16 protein-coding genes are annotated in these 20,387 nt (G+C 68.4%); 2 read left to right on the top strand and 14 right to left on the bottom strand.

Annotation, left to right across the window (positions count from 1 at the left end):
• The first annotated feature begins 55 nt into the window (after window positions 1-55).
• Complete coding sequence (locus AC3IF1_RS06715) at window positions 56-1,054, top strand: L-threonylcarbamoyladenylate synthase (protein ID WP_489216712.1); 999 nt, start codon at window positions 56-58, stop codon at window positions 1,052-1,054.
• A gap of 142 nt (window positions 1,055-1,196) precedes the next feature.
• On the opposite strand, the gene wrbA is transcribed toward AC3IF1_RS06715, so the two are convergent.
• Window positions 1,197-1,793 (bottom strand): NAD(P)H:quinone oxidoreductase, encoded by a 597-nt coding sequence (gene wrbA / locus AC3IF1_RS06710; protein ID WP_489216710.1) that lies wholly within the window; start codon window positions 1,791-1,793, stop codon window positions 1,197-1,199.
• 147 nt (window positions 1,794-1,940) lie between these two features.
• On the opposite strand from wrbA, the gene AC3IF1_RS06705 reads away from it, so the two are divergent.
• Entirely contained in the window at window positions 1,941-2,813 is an 873-nt protein-coding gene (locus AC3IF1_RS06705) for a LysR family transcriptional regulator (RefSeq protein WP_489220337.1), read from the top strand.
• Window positions 2,814-2,819: 6 nt separating this feature from the next.
• On the opposite strand, the gene greA is transcribed toward AC3IF1_RS06705, so the two are convergent.
• From greA to rplA, 13 genes are all read right to left on the bottom strand, one after another.
• Window positions 2,820-3,293, bottom strand: a complete 474-nt coding sequence (greA, locus tag AC3IF1_RS06700; protein WP_489216709.1) for a transcription elongation factor GreA — start codon at window positions 3,291-3,293, stop codon at window positions 2,820-2,822.
• Window positions 3,294-3,336: 43 nt separating this feature from the next.
• Complete coding sequence (gene acuI / locus AC3IF1_RS06695) at window positions 3,337-4,323, bottom strand: acrylyl-CoA reductase (NADPH) (protein ID WP_489216708.1); 987 nt, start codon at window positions 4,321-4,323, stop codon at window positions 3,337-3,339.
• A gap of 79 nt (window positions 4,324-4,402) precedes the next feature.
• Window positions 4,403-4,993 (bottom strand): hypothetical protein, encoded by a 591-nt coding sequence (locus tag AC3IF1_RS06690; RefSeq protein WP_243969879.1) that lies wholly within the window; start codon window positions 4,991-4,993, stop codon window positions 4,403-4,405.
• Window positions 4,994-5,206: 213 nt separating this feature from the next.
• Window positions 5,207-6,301 carry a cell wall hydrolase gene (locus tag AC3IF1_RS06685; RefSeq protein WP_489220336.1) on the bottom strand — a complete coding sequence of 365 codons (1,095 nt, stop codon included), beginning with the start codon at window positions 6,299-6,301 and terminating at the stop codon, window positions 5,207-5,209.
• Window positions 6,302-6,589: 288 nt separating this feature from the next.
• Window positions 6,590-10,798, bottom strand: a complete 4,209-nt coding sequence (rpoC, locus tag AC3IF1_RS06680) for a DNA-directed RNA polymerase subunit beta' (protein WP_243969877.1) — start codon at window positions 10,796-10,798, stop codon at window positions 6,590-6,592.
• A 174-nt stretch (window positions 10,799-10,972) separates the two neighbouring features.
• Complete coding sequence (rpoB, locus tag AC3IF1_RS06675; protein ID WP_489216705.1) at window positions 10,973-15,097, bottom strand: DNA-directed RNA polymerase subunit beta; 4,125 nt, start codon at window positions 15,095-15,097, stop codon at window positions 10,973-10,975.
• Window positions 15,098-15,345: 248 nt separating this feature from the next.
• Window positions 15,346-15,723: a 50S ribosomal protein L7/L12 gene (gene rplL, locus AC3IF1_RS06670; protein ID WP_243969874.1), complete on the bottom strand. Its 378-nt coding sequence runs from the start codon at window positions 15,721-15,723 to the stop codon at window positions 15,346-15,348.
• Window positions 15,724-15,772: 49 nt separating this feature from the next.
• A complete protein-coding gene (gene rplJ / locus AC3IF1_RS06665) occupies window positions 15,773-16,291 on the bottom strand; it encodes a 50S ribosomal protein L10 (protein ID WP_243969872.1) in 519 nt (172 codons plus the stop codon).
• Between the two features lie 628 nt (window positions 16,292-16,919).
• The gene (locus AC3IF1_RS06660; protein ID WP_489216702.1) at window positions 16,920-17,123 is read right to left on the bottom strand and encodes a type II toxin-antitoxin system RelE/ParE family toxin; all 204 of its coding nucleotides are present in this window, start codon (window positions 17,121-17,123) and stop codon (window positions 16,920-16,922) included.
• A gap of 28 nt (window positions 17,124-17,151) precedes the next feature.
• A complete protein-coding gene (locus AC3IF1_RS06655; RefSeq protein ID WP_489216700.1) occupies window positions 17,152-17,382 on the bottom strand; it encodes a type II toxin-antitoxin system ParD family antitoxin in 231 nt (76 codons plus the stop codon).
• Window positions 17,383-17,417: 35 nt separating this feature from the next.
• On the bottom strand, window positions 17,418-19,073 hold the full coding sequence (locus AC3IF1_RS06650) for a B12-binding domain-containing radical SAM protein (RefSeq protein WP_243969867.1): 1,656 nt from the start codon (window positions 19,071-19,073) through the stop codon (window positions 17,418-17,420).
• A 242-nt stretch (window positions 19,074-19,315) separates the two neighbouring features.
• Window positions 19,316-19,606, bottom strand: a complete 291-nt coding sequence (locus AC3IF1_RS06645) for a GIY-YIG nuclease family protein (protein WP_489216696.1) — start codon at window positions 19,604-19,606, stop codon at window positions 19,316-19,318.
• 73 nt (window positions 19,607-19,679) lie between these two features.
• A complete protein-coding gene (gene rplA / locus AC3IF1_RS06640; RefSeq protein WP_243969864.1) occupies window positions 19,680-20,378 on the bottom strand; it encodes a 50S ribosomal protein L1 in 699 nt (232 codons plus the stop codon).
• Window positions 20,379-20,387: the final 9 nt, after the last annotated feature.

Below are 20,387 nucleotides of genomic sequence, written 5' to 3'. Positions count from 1 at the left end.
CGAGGATAGGCGCGCGCGCGGCGCGCCGCCATCACCTCGTGGAACGGCTTCCCGCATGAACGATCCCGGGTCAACGGTCCCGGCCGCGACCCGGCGGCTCGCCCCCGACGCGGCCGGCCTCGCCGAGGCCGCCGCGCTCCTGCGGGCGGGCGGCCTCGTCGCCTTCCCCACCGAGACGGTCTACGGCCTCGGGGCGGACGCCACCGACGCGCGCGCGGTGGCGCGGATCTTCGCCGCGAAGGACCGGCCGCGCTTCAACCCGCTGATCGCGCACCTCCCGGATACGGCCGCGGCCCTGGCGGAGGGCCTGTTCGACGATCCGGCGCGCCGCCTCGCCGAGGCGTTCTGGCCGGGCCCGCTCACCCTGGTGGTGCCGGCGCGACCGGGCACGGGGGTCTGCGACCTCGCCCGCGCCGGCCTGCCGAGCGTCGCCCTGCGGGTGCCGGCGCATCCGCTCGCGCGGGACCTCTTGGACCGGGTCGGCCGGCCGGTGGCGGCGCCCTCGGCCAACCGCTCGGGCCGGGTCAGCCCGACCCGGGCGGACCATGTCCTCGCCGATCTCACAGGCCGGATCGCCGCGGTGCTCGACGGCGGCGATACGCCGGTGGGCGTCGAATCGACCGTGGTGGCCTGCCTCGGCGGCACGCCGCGGTTGCTGCGGCCGGGGGGAACCACCCGGGCGGCGCTGCGCGCGGTCCTGGGCTTCGCGCCGGACGGTCCCGCTGCGGACGATGCCGACCGGCCGGCAGGGCCGGGCTTGCTCGCCTCGCACTACGCGCCGCGGGCGCGGGTACGCCTCGACATCGTGAGCCTTGAGCCCGGGGAGGCGCTGCTGCTGTTCGGCGCCGGCCAGCCCGAGGGTCATGCGCGGGCCTGCGCCACCCTGAACCTGAGCCCTGCGGGGGACCCGGCCGAGGCGGCGTCCCGCCTGTTCGGGGCGCTGCGCGACCTCGACGCCTCGGGGGCCGCCACCATCGCGGTGGTGCCGATCCCGGCGGATGGCCTCGGCGAGGCGATCCGCGACCGGCTGGCCCGGGCCGCCGCGCCCCGGTGAATGCGCCGAGGTTTTTTTTCGACGGACGCGGAACGGATCCCACCGCCGCCTGTTGATTGGTCACGAAGGCCTTCTCAGCCCCCAATGGCCTTTTCCCTTCCAGGCTCGGAGCAATCCGAGCCTTTTTTCTTGGGTTTTCGCCTCAGGCCAGCTTGGCCGCGATCCCCGCCACGTGGCGGCCCTGGAAGCGGGCGCCCTCCAGTTCCACGGCGCTGGGCTGCCGGGAACCGTCGCCACCCGCGATCGTGCTCGCGCCATAGGGCGTGCCGCCCTTGACCGCCTCGACCCCGCCCTGACCCTGGAAGATGTAGGGTAAGCCGACCACCACCATGCCGTGGTGGAACAGCACCGTGTGGAAGCTCGTCAGCGTGGTCTCCTGGCCGCCGTGCTGGGACGCGGTCGAGGTGAACGCCGAGCCGACCTTGCCGACCAGCGCGCCCTTCATCCACAGGCCGCCGGTCTGGTCGATGAACTGCTTCATCTGCGCGGCCATGTTGCCGTAGCGGGTGGGCGTGCCGAAGATGATCGCATCGTACTGGGCCAGCTCGTCGACGGTGGCGATCGGGGCGGCCTGATCGAGCTTGAAGTGGCTCTGCCGGGCGACCTCCTCCGGAACCAGCTCCGGGACGCGCTTCACGGCAACCTCGGCCCCCGTCTCGCGGGCGCCCTCGGCGACGGCGTAGGCCATCTGCTCCACGTGCCCGTAGGTCGAGTAGTACAGCACCAGAACCTTGGCCATGCGGTGATCTCCCGTCTTTCCTGATCCAACCGCCAGCGGTCGACCGAATCACGCGGCGGCGTGGTCGCTTCTCCATGGCGCGTTTTGCGCCTTGCATGAATGCCCTCGCATGCAAGGATGGTCTTGCTATTCTGCAAGGATCACGACGTGCCGCTCGACTGGGACGAGTTCCGCTTCGTTAAGGCGGTAGCCGATGGCGGCGGCCTCGCCGCCGCCGCCCAGGACCTCGGGATCAATCATTCGACCGCGTTCCGGCGCCTGGGGGCCCTCGAAGCGCGGCTCGACGTGCGGCTGTTCGAGCGCCTACGCGCCGGCTACGTGCCGACGGCCGCCGGGCAGGCGATGATCGAGGCCGCGGCCCGGATCGAGACGGACGTGACCCGGTTCGCGCGGACCGTGGCCGGCCAGGGCGAGACACCCGGGGGGGAGTTGCGGCTGACGGCGCCCACCGGCTTCGCGACGGGTCTCCTCATGCCGATCCTCGCGGATTTCTGCATCCGCTATCCCGCGATCCGCATCGATCTGATCCTCGCGGAGGAGGCCCTCAACCTGTCACGCCGGGATGCCGACGTGGCGATCCGCGCGAGCCGGGGTCCGAGCGAGACTCTGGTCGGGCGCCGCCTGACGGGGCTGGCCTGGGCAATCTACGGCAGGGCCGACCGGGACTACGGCGACCTGAGCCGGGAGGCCTGGGTCGTACCGGGACCGGCCGTCGCGGGCGGCCTGTTCGCCCGCTACGGCGAAGGGCGGATCCCGCCAGAACGGGTGGTGCTCCGGCTCAACACCGTGACCGGGCTCGACTCCGCGGTGGCGGCAGGACTCGGAATCGGTCCCCTGCCCTGCTTCGAAGCTGACGCGAACCCAGCCCTGCGGCGGCTCGGCGGCCTGCAGCCGGACCTCGGGGCCGATCTCTGGCTGCTGACCCATCCGGATCTGCGCCATGCCGCCCGGGTCCGGGCCTTCATGGACTACTTCGCGGCTGCGATCCTGCCGCTCCGGCCGCGCTTCGAAGGCCGGTAAGCCGGCTCAGCGGATCTCCACCACCTCGACAGCGTGGCCGTTCACCTCGACCACGTCGCCGATCGTCTTGCCGGTGATGGCCTTGGCGAGGGGCGCCACGTAGGAGATCGAACCCTTGTGCGGATCGGCCTCGTCCTCGCCGACGATCCGGAAGGTCTGGCGCGTCTCCTTGCCAGTGTCGTCCTCGCGGACCACCGTGACCGTCGAGCCGAAATGCACCGTGTCGCCGCTCATCGGCTCCACGAGCTGCGCGGTGTTCTTTCGAGCCGCCCAGTAGCGCAAATCGCGCCCGATCCGGGAATCCTCGGCCTTGTCGGCGGGATCCAGGGAGGCGACCTCCTTTTCCAGACGCGCGACTTCGGCCTCGATCTGGGCCAAGCCCTCCGCGGTGACGAAATTGGTGTGGGGCGAGACCGGCCGGTCCGGCAGGTTCTCGAATGCTTCCCCGCCCTCGGGCTCTTTGACGAATGCGACGCTCATAAGCACGGTAACACGCCGGGAACGGCACAGGTTCCAGCCGCCCTCAACCGACTTCGACCACCGTCCGCCCGCGCACCTTGCCGGCCAGGATCGCCTCGCCCATCCGGCCGACCTCCTCCAGGCGCACCCGGCTGGTCATGGCGGCGAGCTGGCCGAGGTCGAGGTCGCGGGCCAGCCGGGCCCAGGCCGCGCGCCGCTTCGCCTGCGGGGTGGTGACGCTGTTGATGCCGAGCAGCGAGACCCCGCGCAGGATGAACGGCGCCACCGAGGTCGGCAGGTCCATTCCCTGCGCCAAGCCGCAGGCCGCCACGGCCCCGTCGGCCTTGGTCATGGCGAGCACGTTGGCCAGCGTGGTGGAGCCGACCGCGTCGACGCCCGCCGCCCAGCGCTCCTTGCCCAGGGGCTTGCCGGGCTTAGACAGCTCCGCCCGGTCGAGGATCTCGGCGGCGCCGAGGCTTTTCAGGTAGTCGGCCTCCCCGTCCCGGCCCGTGGAGGCGATCACGTGCCAGCCCGCCCGGGCGAGCAGCGCCACCGCCACCGAGCCGACGCCCCCGGAGGCGCCGGTGACGATCACCGGACCGTGGTCGGGCGTCACCCCGTGCGCCTCCAGCGCCAGGCAGCACAGCATCGCCGTGTAGCCCGCGGTGCCGACCGCCATGGCCTGCTCGGCGGTGAGACCCTCGGGCAGCGGCACCAGCCAGTCGCCCTTGACCCGGGCGCGCTGCGCGTAGGCGCCGAGATGCGTCTCGCCGACGCCCCAGCCGGTGAGCACGACGGCGTCGCCGGGCTTGTACTCGGGATGCTCGGAAGTCTCGACGATCCCGGAGAAGTCGATCCCGGGGATCATCGGGAAGCGGCGCACCACCGGCGATTGGCCGGTGAGCGCGAGGCCGTCCTTGTAGTTCAGGGTCGAGTGCGTCACCCGCACGGTGACGTCGCCGTCCATCAGGTCGGCCTCGTCGAAGTCCCGGAACGCGAGGCTCTGGCCGGCCTCGCCCTTCTCGACCACCCAGGCCTTGAACGTTCCCATCGTCACCTCCCGCCGGCGCGGATCGCCTTTCGCCGTGAGGTGTCGCCGGGACGTCCGGAATCAAGGCGGTCCGGGGGGATCAGTATCCCTCGTAGCGGCTGCCGTTGGAGAAGCCGAGGGCGACGCCGACGTCCGACGAGCTGGCGCCGGTCATGCCGAGGGCGTCCGGGATCGAGCCGATCAGCGGGCCGCCATAGGCGGCCGGACGATAGCCGTATCCGCCGTAGCCGCCGCCGACCGGCACCCAGCCGGCCCGGGCGGGCGCCACGAGGACGCGCCGGCTGACGCTGGCATATTCCGGCGGGATCGTCTCGGGGATCGACTCGGCGGGCCGCACCAGCACGGTCCGGGTCCGCACGGCGAAGCGCGGCGGCGTGGTCACCCAGCAGCCGATCAGCTCGCCGCCGGGACCGCGGCTCGTCTGCCAGAAGCGGCCGCCCGGCGAGACCATCACGCGCTCGGACACGGTGTCGTAGACCGGCGGGACGGTGCGGTAGACCGTCCGCGGCGGGCGCACGAGCATCGTCTCCTGAACGGTGTCGTAGACCGGCGGCGCGACCACGTGGCGGTAGCATTCGGAGCCGTAGCAGCCGCCGGCCCGGGCCGGCGCGGCGAGCAGCAGGCCGCCGAGGGCGGCGAGAACAAGAGTACGAGCGACCGGCGCGGTCATGGACATCCTCGGGTACGCGATACGGGCGAGACGCGGCGCGAACGCGGCGCACGTCTCGACGCACCAGAGGCCAGACTCGTTGCCCGACGCGCAAGCATTATCGGGAACGAAGGTAAAATTAACCCTCGGTTTCGACTGCTTAGATGTCGTCTACCTAGGTAGAATTGTTCGGATCCTGGTCAGGATCTCTTATGAAGTCCTGAGCGGATGCCGTCAGGTCTGGCCGGCCCGGAGTTGATAGAAGATGTGCCGGCCGATCACGTCCATCTTGCGCAGGCGGCGGGCCCAGCCCGGCCGCACGTAATCGGCGTGGTAATGGGTGGCGGCCCCGACCTCGGCCAGGTAGGTCCGCCCCTCGATCACCGAGCGGGCGATGCGGGTCGCCGATTCCCAGGCGCCGGCATCGGTGATGCGCAGGGACTTGCCCTCGCAGGCGAAGGAGAACTGGCAGCCCATGTAGTGGTGCCGGTTCTGATAGACGACGCCGCAGACGCTCGCCGGGTAGAGGCCGCTCTTCACCCGGTTGAGCACCACCTGGGCGACGGCCGCCTGACCGGCCTCGGGCTCGCTCCGGGCCTCGAAATAGACCGCCTCCGACAGGCAGCGCTGCTCCTTGTCGAGGGATTCCGGGTCGATCAGGTCGGCGTAGCGCCGCCGCGCATCCTCCGGCACCGGCTGGGCGCTGTCCGGGCGCTCGGTGCGGATCGCGAAATCGGGCAGCGCCAGGCTCGCCGCCGCCACCTCGACGGGGATCGCGTCGGCGGGCGCCGGGGTGGTCGACGATAGGGCGACGGCCCGGGGCACCGGCGGGGTCGAGCCGTCGAACCGCGCGGGGTCGCCGTCCTCGGTGAGATCGGCCGTCCCCTCGCCCGTCGAGGCGGCGCTGCCGGCGCCGGTGGTGAGGCCGAGATCGGGCACCGAGACGAAGCCCGGCTCCTCGGAATCCGGGTCCCAGACCGCCGAACCTTGCGTCAGCACGCCGGTGACGCTGCCGGTGACGTCGCCGAACACCAGGGCGCCCCCGGCCTCGCGCAGGGCGGCGGCCCGCCGGGCGAAGCTCTCGGCCGGCGGCCGGGCCGGGTTGCCCTTGCCGGCCCGCTGCACCACCGGGAAGACGTGCGCGCCGGTCTTGAACACCGTCTGGGGCGGGGCGTCGCCGAGGGCGCGCAGGGCGGATCCGATCAGCACGGTGCCCGGGGGCAGCGGCGGAACGGTGTCGGCGTCGATCACCGCGCGCCGGCTCGCCCCGATGGCGTTCTCTGTGCCGGCATCGGCCGTGAACGAGACCAGGAGGCCGAGCCCGGCCATCCAGGGCGTCATGGCGGCCGAGAGCCAGCGCAGGCTCGATTCCCGTCGTCCTCGTCTCATGCCCACGACGCCAGACCCGTACTCAAGCACCCGAACCGGCCCGATCCTCCCCGTTTCCAGGGTGTTTCTGCGGCCGCGCGGAATTTATCGCCCGGTATGGTTGAGCCCCGGTTAAATCGGGGCCGGGCGGACCGGCCCGGTTCGACCCACCCGCGGTGGCGCCCACGAAAAAGGGCGGCCCGGAGGCCGCCCTGTCTCGTCTCGAACCCCCTTGCAGCGTGACGGGCGTCACTCGGCGGCGGGCGGCAGCTCCTCGATCGGATCGGCGGCGCTGCCGGCCTGCTTCTGCTGCAGGATCATCGCGTCGCGGCGGCGGGCGATGGAGCGGATATCCGCCACCATCGAACCGGTGCCGGCCGGGATGAGCGAGCCGACGATCACGTTCTCCTTCAGGCCTTCCAGGGTGTCGACCTTGCCGTTGACCGCCGCCTCGGTGAGGACGCGGGTGGTCTCCTGGAACGAGGCCGCCGAGATGAACGACTTCGTCTGCAGCGACGCCTTGGTGATGCCGAGCAGGACCGGGACGCCCTGGATCGGCTTCTTGCCCTCGGCGAGCAGCTTCTCGTTGAAGTCGGTCAGCTCCGTGCGATCGATCTGGTCGCCCGAGAGGATGTCCGAATCGCCGCCGTCGGTCACCTCGACCTTCTGAAGCATCTGCCGGACGATCACCTCGATGTGCTTGTCGTTGATCGACACGCCCTGCAGCCGGTAGACCTCCTGGATCTCGTTGACGAGGTAGGCCGCGAGTTCCTCCACGCCCTTGATCGCCAGGATGTCGTGCGGCGCGGGATTTCCGTCGACGATGTAATCGCCGAGTTCGACCACGTCCCCGTCCTGCAGGTGGATGTGCTTGCCCTTCGGGATCAGGTACTCGACCGCCTCCGAGCCGTCATGCGGCGTCAGCGTGAGCCGGCGCTTGTTCTTGTAGTCGCGGCCGAACGCGATGGTGCCCGACTTCTCGGCGATGATCGCCGCGTCCTTCGGGCGCCGTGCCTCGAACAGTTCCGCCACCCGCGGCAGGCCGCCGGTGATGTCGCGGGTCTTGGCCGAGTCGGTCGAGACGCGGGCCAGGATGTCGCCGGCCTTCACGCTCGCCCCGGGATCGAAGCCGATGATGGCGTCGACCGGCAGGAAGTAGCGGGCGTCCGAGCCGCGCGGCAGCTTGAGCGCCTTGCCCTCCTTGTCGACCACCACCATCGCGGGCTTGAGGTCCGAGGTCCGGGCCGAGCCGCGCCAGTCGACGACGACGCGCTTGGCGATGCCGGTCGACTCGTCGGTGGTCTCGGTCATGGACTGGCCGTCGACCAGATCCTCGTAGGCCACGAGGCCGTCGACTTCGGTGAGGATCGGACGGGTGTAGGGATCCCACTCGGCGATCCGCTGCCCACGCTTGATCTTGTCACCCTCGTCGACCCGGAGCTTGGCGCCGTATTGCAGGCGGTGGACCGCCCGCTCGACCCCGTCCGAGCCCACGATCACCACCGCCACGTTGCGGCCCGTGGCGATCAGGTCCCCGTCCGTGTTCTTCGCGATCGTCCGGTTGCGGACCTTGATCGTGCCCTCGAAGCTCGACTCGATGAAGGACGAGTCGGCGATCTGGGCGGCACCGCCGATGTGGAAGGTCCGCATCGTGAGCTGGGTGCCCGGCTCGCCGATCGACTGCGCCGCGATGACGCCGACGGCCTCGCCCATGTTGACGGGCGTGCCGCGGGCGAGGTCGCGCCCGTAGCAGGTGGCGCAGACGCCGCTCTTGGTGGCGCAGACCAGCACCGAGCGGATCTTCACCTCCTGGATGCCGGCGGCGTTGATCGCCGGCAGGTGCCGCTCCTCGATGGTCTCGCCGGTCTTGACGATCACCGTGCCGTCCGCGGCCACGAGATCCTCGGCCGTGGCGCGGCCGAGGATGCGGGTGGCGAGCGTCGCCACGACCTGGCCGGCATCCACGATGGCGCGCATCTTGATGCCGTTGGTCGTGCCGCAATCCACCTCGCGGATCACCGCGTCCTGGGCCACGTCGACGAGGCGGCGGGTCAGGTAACCGGAGTTCGCGGTCTTCAGGGCGGTGTCGGCGAGGCCCTTACGGGCACCGTGCGTGGAGTTGAAGTACTCCAGCACGTCCAGACCTTCCTTGAAGTTCGAGATGATCGGCGTCTCGATGATCTCACCCGACGGCTTGGCCATGAGGCCGCGCATCGCCGCGAGCTGCTTCATCTGGGCAGGCGAGCCACGGGCACCCGAATGGCTCATCATGTAGATCGAGTTGACCTGCTTGTCGGCGCCGTTCTCGTCCTTCTGAACGCTGGAGATGCGGTTCATCATCTCGGCGGCGAGCTTGTCCGAGCACTTGGCCCAGGCATCGACCACCTTGTTGTACTTCTCGCCCTGGGTGATCAGGCCGTCGTTGTACTGCTGCTCGTAATCCTTCACGAGCGCGCGGGTCGTGTCGACGATCGACCACTTGTTGTCCGGCACGACCATGTCGTCCTTGCCGAACGAGATGCCGGCCTTGAACGCGTGGTTGAAGCCCAGCGCCATGATCCGGTCGCAGAAGATCACCGACTCCTTCTGACCGCAGTGGCGGTAGACGGTGTCGATCATCGCCGAGATCTCCTTCTTGGTCATCAGCTTGTTGACGACGTCGAAGGGCACCTTGGCGTGCTTGGGCAGGGCGCCCGACAGGATCACCCGGCCCGGGGTGGTCTCGTAGGTCTTGGTCAGGGGCTCGTTGTCCGGGCCGATACCGGTCCAGCGCCACTTGATCTTGGAGTGCAGCGACACGGCCTTGGCGGCGAGAGCATGCTCCAGCTCGCCCATCTCGCCGTAGACGCCCTGCATCGGGTTCTTGGTGTTGCCCGGCTTGTGCTCACCCGGCGCCCCGTCGGCCACGATCGACAGGTAATAGAGGCCCAGCACGATGTCCTGCGACGGCACGATGATCGGCTGACCGTTGGCCGGGTGCAGGATGTTGTTGGTCGACATCATCAGGACGCGCGCTTCCAGCTGCGCCTCGAGCGACAGCGGGACGTGCACGGCCATCTGGTCGCCGTCGAAGTCGGCGTTGAACGCGGCGCAGACCAGCGGGTGCAGCTGGATCGCCTTGCCCTCGATCAGCTTCGGCTCGAAGGCCTGGATGCCGAGGCGGTGGAGCGTCGGCGCGCGGTTCAGCATCACCGGGTGCTCGCGGATCACCTCATCGAGGATGTCCCAGACCTCCGGCTTCTCTTTTTCGACCAGTTTCTTCGCCTGCTTCACCGTGGCGGAGAAGCCCTTGGCGTCCAGCCGCGCGTAGATGAACGGCTTGAACAGCTCGAGCGCCATCTTCTTGGGCAGGCCGCACTGGTGCAGCTTCAGCTCCGGACCGACCACGATCACCGAGCGGCCGGAATAATCGACGCGCTTGCCGAGCAGGTTCTGGCGGAACCGGCCCTGCTTGCCCTTAAGCATGTCGGCGAGCGACTTCAGCGGGCGCTTGTTGGCCCCCGTGATCACGCGGCCGCGGCGGCCGTTGTCGAACAGGGCGTCGACGGCCTCCTGCAGCATCCGCTTCTCGTTGCGGATGATGATGTCGGGGGCGCGCAGCTCGATCAGCCGCTTCAGGCGGTTGTTGCGGTTGATGACCCGGCGGTAGAGGTCGTTCAGGTCGGAGGTCGCGAAGCGGCCGCCATCCAGCGGGACCAGCGGGCGCAGGTCTGGCGGGATCACCGGCACGACCGTGAGGATCATCCATTCCGGCTTGTTGCCGGACATCTGGAAGGCCTCGATGATCTTGAGCCGCTTCAGGAGCTTCTTGGGCTTCAGCTCCGAGGTGGTGACCGCAATCTCCTCGCGCAGATCGTTGGCGATCTTGTCGAGGTCGAGCTCCTGCAGGATGCGCCGGATGGCCTCGGCGCCGATCATCGCGGTGAAGCTGTCCTCGCCATACTCCTCCTGGGCGCGCAGATACTCCTCCTCCGACAGGAGCTGACGCTCCTTCAGGGGGGTGAGGCCCGGCTCGATGACGCAGTAGGACTCGAAGTACAGGATCCGCTCGAGGTCCTTGAGGGCCATGTCGAGCAGCAGGCCGATGCGCGACGGCAGCGACTTCAGGAACCAGATGTGGGCGACGGGCGCGGCCAGCTCGATATGGCCCATCCGGTCGCGCCGGACGCGCGCGAGGGTGACCTCGACGCCGCACTTCTCGCAGATGACGCCCTTGTACTTCATGCGCTTGTACTTGCCGCACAAGCACTCGTAGTCCTTGATCGGCCCGAAGATGCGCGCACAGAACAGGCCGTCGCGCTCGGGCTTGAAGGTCCGGTAGTTGATCGTCTCCGGCTTCTTGATCTCGCCGTACGACCAGGAGAGGATCTTCTCCGGCGACGAGATCGAGATCTTGATCTGATCGAAGCTGACCGGTGTGGCCTGCTGGTTGAAAAGGTTCATGACCTCTTGGTTCATGATCCGCTCCTTGCTGACGGCGATCGCCCCGCGCCGGGCCATCGTGTCCTGAAAAAGATCCGGCGCCGCGCCCCGTTCGAGCGCCGCTGACCGTCGTCACCGGAGGCCCCGCCCCTCCCCGCTCGACCGTGGCGGCGTCGATCCGCCGCCACGGGAGGTCTCTTGCGACGATCGCTACTCGGCGGCGTCCGCCGGCGGCTCGAGCTGGTCGTTCGCGGCCTTCTTGGAGGAGGTGAGCTCGACGTTGAGGCCGAGCGAGCGCATCTCCTTGACGAGCACGTTGAACGACTCGGGGATGCCAGCCTCGAAGGTGTCGTCGCCGCGGACGATCGCCTCGTAGACCTTGGTGCGGCCGGCCACGTCGTCCGACTTCACCGTGAGCATCTCCTGCAGCGTGTAGGCCGCGCCGTAGGCCTCCAGCGCCCAGACCTCCATCTCGCCGAAGCGCTGACCGCCGAACTGCGCCTTGCCGCCCAGCGGCTGCTGGGTGACGAGCGAGTACGGGCCGATCGACCGGGCGTGGATCTTGTCGTCCACCAGGTGGTGCAGCTTCAGCATGTAGATGTAGCCCATCGTCACCTTGCGGTCGAAGGGCTCGCCGGTACGCCCGTCATAGAGCGTCGACTGCGCCGAGCGGTCGAGGCCGGCCATCTCCAGCATCTGCTCGATGTCGGCCTCCTTGGCGCCGTTGAACACCGGGGTGGCCATCGGCACGCCGCGGCGGACGTTGTTGCCGGCCTCGGCCAGCTCCTCGTCCGTCAGGCCGTCGAGCTCGCCCGGCGAGTAGATCGCCTCCATCTCCTGACGCAGCGGCGCGATGTCGTGCGACTTCAGATAGGCATCCACCGCCTTTGAGACCTTGCGACCCAGGCCCGCAGCCGCCCAGCCGAGGTGCGTCTCCAGGATCTGTCCGACGTTCATGCGCGAGGGCACGCCCAGCGGGTTGAGAACGATGTCGGCATGCGTCCCGTCCTCCAGGAACGGCATGTCCTCGATCGGCACGATCCGCGACACCACACCCTTGTTGCCGTGGCGGCCGGCCATCTTGTCGCCCGGCTGGATCTTGCGCTTCACCGCCACGAAGACCTTGACCATCTTCATGACGCCGGGGGGCAGCTCGTCGCCGCGCTGCAGCTTCTCGACCTTGTCGAGGAAGCGCTGCTCCAGGCGCTTCTTCGACTCGTCGTACTGCTTCTGCATCGCCTCCATCTCGGTCATGAGACGGTCCTCGATGACGGCGAACTGCCACCATTGCGAGCGCGGGTAGTCGTTGATCAGCTCACGGGTGAGCGTGGTGTCCTTCTTGAAGCCCTTCGGGCCGGCCACCGGCGCCTGACCGATCAGCACGTCCGCGAGGCGGGCGTAGGTGTTGCGGTCGAGGATCGCCTGCTCGTCGTCGCGGTCCTTGGCGAGCCGCTCGATCTCCTCGCGCTCGATCGCCTGGGCGCGCTCGTCCTTGTCGACGCCGTGGCGGTTGAACACCCGCACCTCGACGATCGTGCCGGTGACGCCCGGCGGCACCCGCAGGGAGGTGTCGCGCACGTCGGAGGCCTTCTCGCCGAAGATGGCGCGGAGCAGCTTCTCCTCCGGCGTCATCGGGCTCTCGCCCTTCGGGGTGATCTTGCCGACAAGGATGTCGCCGGCATTCACTTCGGCACCGATGTAGACGATGCCGGCCTCGTCGAGGTTCTTGAGCGCCTCCTCGGAGACGTTCGGGATGTCGCGGGTGATCTCCTCCGGCCCGAGCTTGGTGTCGCGGGCCATCACCTCGAACTCCTCGATGTGGATCGAGGTGAACACGTCATCCTTCACGATCCGCTCGGAGAGCAGGATCGAATCCTCGAAGTTGTAGCCGTTCCACGGCATGAACGCGACGAGCACGTTCCGGCCGAGGGCCAGCTCGCCGAACTCGGTCGAGGGACCGTCGGCGATGATCTCGCCCTTCTTCACGAACTCGCCGACGCGGACCAGCGGCTTCTGCGTGATGCAGGTCGACTGGTTGGAGCGCTGGAACTTCTGCAGGCGGTAGATGTCGACGCCCGGCTTGGTGGCGTCGGCCTCCTCGGTGGCGCGGATGACGATACGGGTGGCATCGACCTGATCGATGATGCCGGCCCGGCGGGCCGCGATGGCGGCGCCGGAATCCCGGGCGACCACCGCCTCCATGCCGGTGCCCACGAACGGGGCGTCGGCGCGGACCAGCGGCACCGCCTGACGCTGCATGTTCGAGCCCATGAGGGCGCGGTTGGCGTCGTCGTTCTCGAGGAACGGGATCAGCGCCGCGGCCACCGAGACCAGCTGCTTGGGCGACACGTCCATGAGGTCGACGCGCTCGGGCCCCACGACGATCACCTCGCCGGCCCGGCGGCAGACCACGAGGTCCTCCGTGAGCTTGCGGGCCTCATCCATCTGGGCGTTCGCCTGGGCGACGTAGTACTTCGCCTCCTCCATGGCCGAGAGGTAGGCGACCTCGTCGGTGACCACGCCGTCGCGGACGCGGCGGAACGGGGTCTCGATGAAGCCGTACTTGTTCACCCGGGCGAAGGTGGCGAGCGAGTTGATCAGGCCGATATTCGGGCCTTCCGGCGTCTCGATCGGGCAGATGCGGCCGTAATGGGTCGGGTGCACGTCGCGCACCTCGAACCCGGCGCGCTCGCGGGTCAGACCGCCCGGGCCGAGCGCCGAGAGGCGGCGCTTGTGCGTCACCTCGGAGAGCGGGTTGGTCTGGTCCATGAACTGCGAGAGCTGCGACGAGCCGAAGAACTCGCGCACGGCGGCCGCCGCGGGCTTCGCGTTGATCAGGTCCTGCGGCATGACCGTGTCGATATCGACCTGGCTCATGCGCTCGCGGATGGCGCGCTCCATGCGCAGGAGGCCCAGGCGGTACTGGTTCTCCATGAGCTCGCCCACCGAGCGGACGCGGCGGTTGCCGAGGTGATCGATGTCGTCGACCTCGCCCTTGCCGTCGCGCAGCTCGACCAGCGCCTTCACCACCGCCAGCATGTCCTCCTTGCGCAGCGTCCGCACGGTGTCGGCGGCGTCGAGGTCGAGGCGCATGTTCATCTTCACGCGGCCGACCGCCGAGAGGTCGTAGCGCTCGGAATCGAAGAACAGCGAGTGGAACATCGCCTCGGCGGTGTCGAGGGTCGGCGGCTCACCCGGGCGCATCACCCGGTAGATGTCGAACAGCGCGCCCTCGCGGCCGGAATTCTTGTCCACCGCCAGGGTGTTGCGGATGTAGGGACCGACATTGACATGGTCGATGTCGAGCACCGGCAACTCGGTGATGCCGACATCGTCCAGGCTCTTCAGGAGCTTGTCGGTGATCTCCTCGCCGGCCTCGGCCCAGATCTCACCGGTCTGCGCGTTGACCAGATCCTCGGCGATGTACTGGCCGACGAGATCCTCGTCGGTCGCCTTGAGGAACCGGGTGCCCTTCTCGGTGATCTGGCGGGCGTTGCGGGCGTTGAGCTTCTTGCCGGCCTCGAGCACGACCTCGCCGGAATCGGCGTCGATCAGGTCGACGGTGGCCTTCATGCCCTTCATCCGCTCGGCGTCGAACGGCACGCGCCACTCGGCACCGTCACGGTCATAGGCCACGCGGTTGTAGAAGGTCGACAGGATCTCCTCGCCGTCGAGGCCGAGCGCGTAGAGCAGCGACGTCGCCGGCAGCTTGCGCTTCCGGTCGATGCGGACATGGACGATGTCCTTGGCGTCGAACTCGACGTCCAGCCAGGAGCCCCGGTACGGGATGATGCGGGCGGCGAACAGGAGCTTGCCCGAGGAATGGGTCTTGCCCTTGTCGTGATCGAAGAACACGCCCGGCGAACGGTGCATCTGCGAGACGATGACCCGTTCGGTGCCGTTGACGATGAAGGTGCCGTTCTCCGTCATCAGGGGCATGTCGCCCATGTAGACGTCCTGCTCCTTGATGTCCTTGACCGACTTGGCCTGGGTGTCGGGATCGACGTCGAACACGATCAGCCGCAGGGTCACCTTCAGCGGGGCCGCGAAGGTGATGCCGCGCTGGCGGCACTCGTCGACGTCGTATTTGGGCGCCTCGAAGGTGTAGCGCACGAATTCGAGCAGGGCGGTGGCGGCGAAGTCGGAGATCGGGAAGACCGACTTGAACACGCTCTGCAGGCCCTCGTCGCCGCGCCCGCCTTCGGGCTCGTCGACCATCAGGAACTGGTCGTAGGACGCCTTCTGAACCTCGATGAGGTTCGGCATCTCGGCAACTTCCTTGATCTTGCCGAAGAACTTCCGAATGCGCTTGCGACCGACCAGCGTGTTGGCCATGTGACCTCGCTCCTACCCGCGTGCCTCACGCCCGGGGAAGCGTTCCCGCGAAGGGACCTCCCGCACCGGGCCGTGACGCGCGCCCCGCCGGGCCGCGCCACCGAACCGAAATCTCATCTCCGGCCCCTGACGGGACCGTCCGCCGAAGCGGCCTAAAGCCCGCGGGCACGACACCCGCGGGCTCCAGTCACGACAGGCCCGGTACGGACCTCCGTGGGGTGACGGGCCGGGATCGGCCCATCGTCGACTTACTTGAGCTCGACCTTGGCGCCAGCCTTCTCGAGCTGGGCCTTGAGCTTCTCGGCCTCGTCCTTGGAAACGGCCTCCTTGACGGGCTTCGGCGCGCCTTCGACCAGATCCTTGGCTTCCTTGAGGCCCAGGCCGGTGATGGCCCGGACTTCCTTGATGACCTCGATCTTCTTCTCGCCAGCGGCGGCGAGGACGACCGTGAACTCGGTCTGCTCCTCAACGGCGGCGGCGGCGCCACCGGCGGCCGGGCCGGCGGCCACGGCGACGGCAGCAGCGGCGGAGACGCCCCACTTCTCTTCGAGCATCTTGGCCAGGTCGGCGGCCTCCAGAACGGTCAGCGAGGACAGGTCGTCGACGAGCTTGGCAAGATCAGCCATTTTCAATTCCTCTCAGATATCGGTTCGAACAGGTGATTTTTGAAGGGCCTCAGGCGGCCTCGTCCTTGGTGGCATAGGCCCCGAACACGCGGGCGAGCTTGGCCGCCGGCGCATTGACGACCTGAGCGATCTTGGTCGCAGGCGCCTGCACGAGGCCCACGATCTTGGCGCGCAGTTCGTCGAGGGACGGGAGCGAGGCGAGGGCCTTCACGCCGTCCGGGTTCAGGGCAGTCGTCCCCATCGCGCCGCCGAGGATCACGAGCTTCTCGTTAGCCTTGGCAAAATCGACCGCGACCTTGGCGGCGGCGACCGGATCGCCCGAATAGGCGAGCAGGGTCGGGCCCTTCAGGAGCGGCTTGATGGAGGCGACATCCGTGCCATCGAGTGCGATGCCGGCGAGGCTGTTCTTGGCGACCTTCACGGTGGCGCCGGCCTGCTTCATCTGCGAACGCAGCTTCTGCATGTCGGCGACCGTGAGGCCCTTGTAGTGGGCCACGACGACGACGGCGCTCTGACTGAACACGCCGTTGAGCGTCGAGACGAGATCAGCTTTAGCTGTCCGGTCCACTGGGCTCTCTCCGGTTGGCGGAACCCGGATTCGGGTCCGCCGGTTGCACATGCCGCCCGGACGTGATCTCGGCCGTAAGACCGGGAACGTCCGAACGACGCTTCGCGGCCCTGTCCCCGCGCGTGCCCCTGGAGGCCGCCTCGGGCGAGTGGGTTCAAACCGATACCCCTCCCGCGGCCGGGGCCGGGGCGAGGCGTTGTCGAATTCGGTCTTCCCCGTCTGTGCAGGCTGGTGGATTAAGCCGGCGAACCGGCGCCTGCAGTCTCGGACAGGACATGGCCGGACAAGGCTCCGCGGGGCTCGTCACCCCTGGGATCCTTACCGGCCAGTGCCACCCGGTTGCCCGGGCGACATTTCGAGCGGAAAACGGCCGATCGGCCGTCTCCTTCCGTGAGGATGAAATGCGTAAGGCGCGGTGTATAGAGCCTAGCAAACCGCCTGCCAAGGGCCGAAGCGCGACTTTTCCCCCGCAGGCAAGGGTTTGCCGGCTCGAACTGTCCACGCCACTCACGCCTCGCTCGGCTTTGCCGACCGACCGAGCAGAGCGTCGACGTCGCGCCCGCGATAGAGGATGCGCAGGACATCGATGCGCGTCTCACGCAGGGCATATGCGATGACCACGCGACGCTCAAATGCGACGAGCCGTAGCCCGGGCCTGAGATCGATCGTCCCGGGTAAAACTAGCCTTCGGAAGCTGAGATAGCGACTCGCAACGGTTCCGGATCCGCCGGATGAATGTGATCGCGCGTTCCGGGCTGTCAGACGCGATGTAATCGTAAAGCGCATCGAGATCCGCGACCGCCTCGGCGCGGAGCGTGACCTCAAAGTCCACCGTTGCCGTCCACCCGGCGTGCGTGCCGTTACTCCAGCCGGGCGAAGGCTGAAGCAACTGGGATCCCCGGTCGTGAATCGTCGAAGGCGGCAACGATCGCGGCGAGGAGTTCGTCCCGGTGCTCGGCTTCCATCGCAATGTGCTCTTCCAGCCGGCGCAAACCCACGGTGATCACATCGGATGGAGTCGGAAATCGACCCGCCTGGACTTGGCTTCGCACGAAGCGGTCGAGGTCGGAGGTCAGGTCGATGTCAGCCATGCGTGGCTACCGCAATCCGAAGGTCGTGGCAGAGGCTACGCCGCCTCGCGCTCCGGCACCAGCTTGCGCCGGGCCGCCTCCCACCAGGTCCGGTCGCGGGCGGCCTTCTCCGCCTCCTTCGCCTCCGCGGCCCTGGCGGCGTAGAACGAGGCGTTGTGCTCGCCGCGCAGGGCCTCCCGGGTGAAGCGGATCAGGTGGTGGGCGACGAAGCCCATGTTGAACACCGCCTCGATCTGCCCCCGCTTCAGCGCGTAGCCGGCCGCGCTCCAGAACGGCTTGCGATAATCCGAAAAGATCCCGACCCGCGTGATGATGTTGAAGCCGAGGATCAGGCCCCGGCGCAGGTTGGTGCGGGTCAGCTTGCCCGCCGTCGGCGTGGTGATCCGGTTCGGGTAGGTCACCGCGCATTGGTGCTTGAACCGCTCGAAGATCTTCTCGGGCGTGTAGGCATGGGCGATGGCCCTGCGCCAGCTGCTCACGACGGTGTCGTGCGGGCGCTTGAACAGGACGTTCGATTCGAGGCTGGCATCGTGGATGAGCCGGCCCTCGCGGGTAAGCCGGTCCCAGAGCGGGGTCTTGGGCAGGGCCTGGAGCAGGTTAATGGTCAGCACGGGAATCGCCGAGCGGTCGATGAAGTCGATCAGGTTCTGCTCGGATTGGTCCGAATCGGAATCGAGCCCCAGGATGATGCCCGAGGTCACCTCGAGCCCGTAGGAATTGAGCGTCTCGATCGCCTCGTACATCGGCACGGCGGCGTTGTGGGTCTTGTCGATGCCCTTGAGGGCGTCCGCCTCCGGCGTCTCGATGCCGACGAACACGGTCATGAAGTTCGCCTGCCGCATCAGCTCGAGGATCTCGGGCTGCTTGGCCATGTTCAGCGTCGCCTCGCAGGCGAACTGCAGCGGGTAGGCGTTCTTCTTCTGCCACTCCACGAGGTGCGGCAGCATCTCGCGGGTCGCCTTGCGGTTGGCGATGAAGTTGTCGTCGACGAAGTAGACCACCGCCGGGTGGCCCGGCTGGCTGATGATGGCGTCGAGTTCGGCGCACATCTGCTCGGGGCTCTTCAGCCGCGGCTGGCGGCCGTAAAGCTGCGGGATGTCGCAGAACTCGCAGCGATAGGGGCAGCCCGAGGAGAATTGCAGGGAGCCGATCAGGTAGCGCTTGAGCGGCGCCGCCTCGTAGGCCGGGGCCGGGAAATCGGCGAGGGCGAGGCGGTCCTTGGTCTCCAGCACCACCTGGGCGGGGGGCGGCGTGAGGTCGGCGTCGAGGCGCGCGACCAGCTGGTCCGTGGCGTCGCCGATCTCGCCGACGTGGAGGTAGTCGAAATCGCCGTACTTCTCCGGGGCCCCGGAGACCGAGGGGCCGCCGAGCGCGGTGACCTTGCCGGCCGCACGGGCACGGTCGCGGATGTCGTGGATCTGAGGCTCCTGGATGTGCATCCCGGAGACGAAGACCGCATCGGCCCAGGCGAAGTCGGCCGGGCCGGCGCGGCGGATATTCTCATCGATGAACCGGCATTCCCACGCCTCGGGCATGTAGGCCGCGATCAGCAGCAGCCCCTGCGGCGGCATGAACGCCTTCACCCCGCCCATCAACGGATAGGCGTGGGAGAATGTCCCGAAGGACGGCGTGTAGGCGGGGAAGACGCAGAGAATGCGTCGCTTGGAGGTGACCGTCAGGGTGCATCGCATGGCGGCCTATCTAGCACAGCCGCGCGCGTTGGCGCCCCCCTCCACCGTTAAGAATGCCGTGAGGAAAGTGGCGCCGCTGTCGCGGCGATTTGTGTGCTGGGTCCCGGGTCGCATTCCGCTAGCGCTCCATGCGCCCGGGAAAGGGTGGGTGTTTCATCCTGCACCACCCTTTTCCCGGACAGGTGCAGCGACAGCGGAACCTGATCCGGGACCCAGCACAAAACTCGCCGCGAAGCGGCTCATCAGACCAGATCGTCATACCGATCGCGCCACGCGGGATTGAATTCCTCGATCAACGCGAGCTTCCAGGCCCGCCGCCAGCGCTTGATCGCATAGTCCCGTACCCGGGCATCGATGATCCGCGGACAGGCTTCGTACCAGACCAGCATGGTCACGCCGTAATCCCGGGTGAACCCCGGCATGGCGCCCGTACGATGCTCCCAAACACGCCGCGCCAGATCCGTGGTCGAGCCGGTGTACAGCGTGCCGTTCCGCCGGCTCGCCAGAATGTACACGTGGGACAGCCGCTCCATCCGCGCCCCCGCAACGGAAAACGCCCGGCCGTTTCCGGCCGGGCGCTCCGCAGCGTAGATGCTCTGCCTTGCCTCAGGCGGTCAGGACCGTGTTCGGCTCGACCTTCACGCCCGGGCCCATCGTCGAGGTGACGGCGATGCGCTGGACGTAGGTGCCCTTGGCGCCCGCGGGCTTCGCCTTGGCGACCGCGTCGGCGAAGGCCTTGATGTTCTCGACGAGCTTGTCGGCATCGAACGAGACCTTGCCGACGCCGGCATGGACGATGCCGGCCTTCTCGACGCGGAACTCCACCGAGCCGCCCTTGGCGCCGGCGACGGCGCCCTTCACGTCCATGGTGACGGTCCCGACCTTCGGGTTCGGCATCAGGCCGCGCGGGCCCAGCACCTTACCGAGACGGCCGACCAGCGGCATCATGTCCGGGGTCGCGATGCAGCGGTCGAACTCGATCTTGCCGCCCTGGACGATCTCCAGGAGATCCTCGGCGCCGACGATGTCGGCGCCTGCCGCCTTGGCGTCGTCCGCCTTGGCGCCACGGGCGAAGACCGCCACGCGGACCGTCCGGCCGGAGCCGTTCGGCAGGTTGCAAACACCGCGGACCATCTGGTCGGCGTGGCGGGGATCGACCCCGAGATTCATCGAGACCTCGACGGTCTCGTCGAACTTCGCGGTGGCCCGCTCCTTCACGAGCTTGATCGCCTCGTCGAGGGAATAGAGCTTGGTGACCTCGATGCCCTCGCGGGCGGCGCGGATGCGCTTGCCTTCCTTAGCCATGATGTCCTC

Source organism: Methylobacterium sp. E-012, from assembly GCF_057836545.1.
The sequence above is the reverse complement of the archived record's forward strand: the minus strand, read 5'-3'. Positions and strand labels throughout refer to the sequence as shown.

What these genes read in the sequence shown, in the direction of transcription:
- AC3IF1_RS06715 (WP_489216712.1), top strand. Translation starts at nt 56, where the DNA reads ATGAACGATCCCGGGTCAACGGTCCCGGCCGCGACCCGGCGGCTCGCC.
- wrbA (WP_489216710.1), bottom strand. Translation starts at nt 1,793, where the DNA reads ATGGCCAAGGTTCTGGTGCTGTACTACTCGACCTACGGGCACGTGGAG.
- greA (WP_489216709.1), bottom strand. Translation starts at nt 3,293, where the DNA reads ATGAGCGTCGCATTCGTCAAAGAGCCCGAGGGCGGGGAAGCATTCGAG.
- acuI (WP_489216708.1), bottom strand. Translation starts at nt 4,323, where the DNA reads ATGGGAACGTTCAAGGCCTGGGTGGTCGAGAAGGGCGAGGCCGGCCAG.
- AC3IF1_RS06690 (WP_243969879.1), bottom strand. Translation starts at nt 4,993, where the DNA reads ATGACCGCGCCGGTCGCTCGTACTCTTGTTCTCGCCGCCCTCGGCGGC.
- AC3IF1_RS06685 (WP_489220336.1), bottom strand. Translation starts at nt 6,301, where the DNA reads ATGGCCGGGCTCGGCCTCCTGGTCTCGTTCACGGCCGATGCCGGCACA.
- rpoC (WP_243969877.1), bottom strand. Translation starts at nt 10,798, where the DNA reads ATGAACCAAGAGGTCATGAACCTTTTCAACCAGCAGGCCACACCGGTC.
- rpoB (WP_489216705.1), bottom strand. Translation starts at nt 15,097, where the DNA reads ATGGCCAACACGCTGGTCGGTCGCAAGCGCATTCGGAAGTTCTTCGGC.
- rplL (WP_243969874.1), bottom strand. Translation starts at nt 15,723, where the DNA reads ATGGCTGATCTTGCCAAGCTCGTCGACGACCTGTCCTCGCTGACCGTT.
- AC3IF1_RS06655 (WP_489216700.1), bottom strand. Translation starts at nt 17,382, where the DNA reads ATGGCTGACATCGACCTGACCTCCGACCTCGACCGCTTCGTGCGAAGC.
- AC3IF1_RS06650 (WP_243969867.1), bottom strand. Translation starts at nt 19,073, where the DNA reads ATGCGATGCACCCTGACGGTCACCTCCAAGCGACGCATTCTCTGCGTC.
- AC3IF1_RS06645 (WP_489216696.1), bottom strand. Translation starts at nt 19,606, where the DNA reads ATGGAGCGGCTGTCCCACGTGTACATTCTGGCGAGCCGGCGGAACGGC.
- rplA (WP_243969864.1), bottom strand. Translation starts at nt 20,378, where the DNA reads ATGGCTAAGGAAGGCAAGCGCATCCGCGCCGCCCGCGAGGGCATCGAG.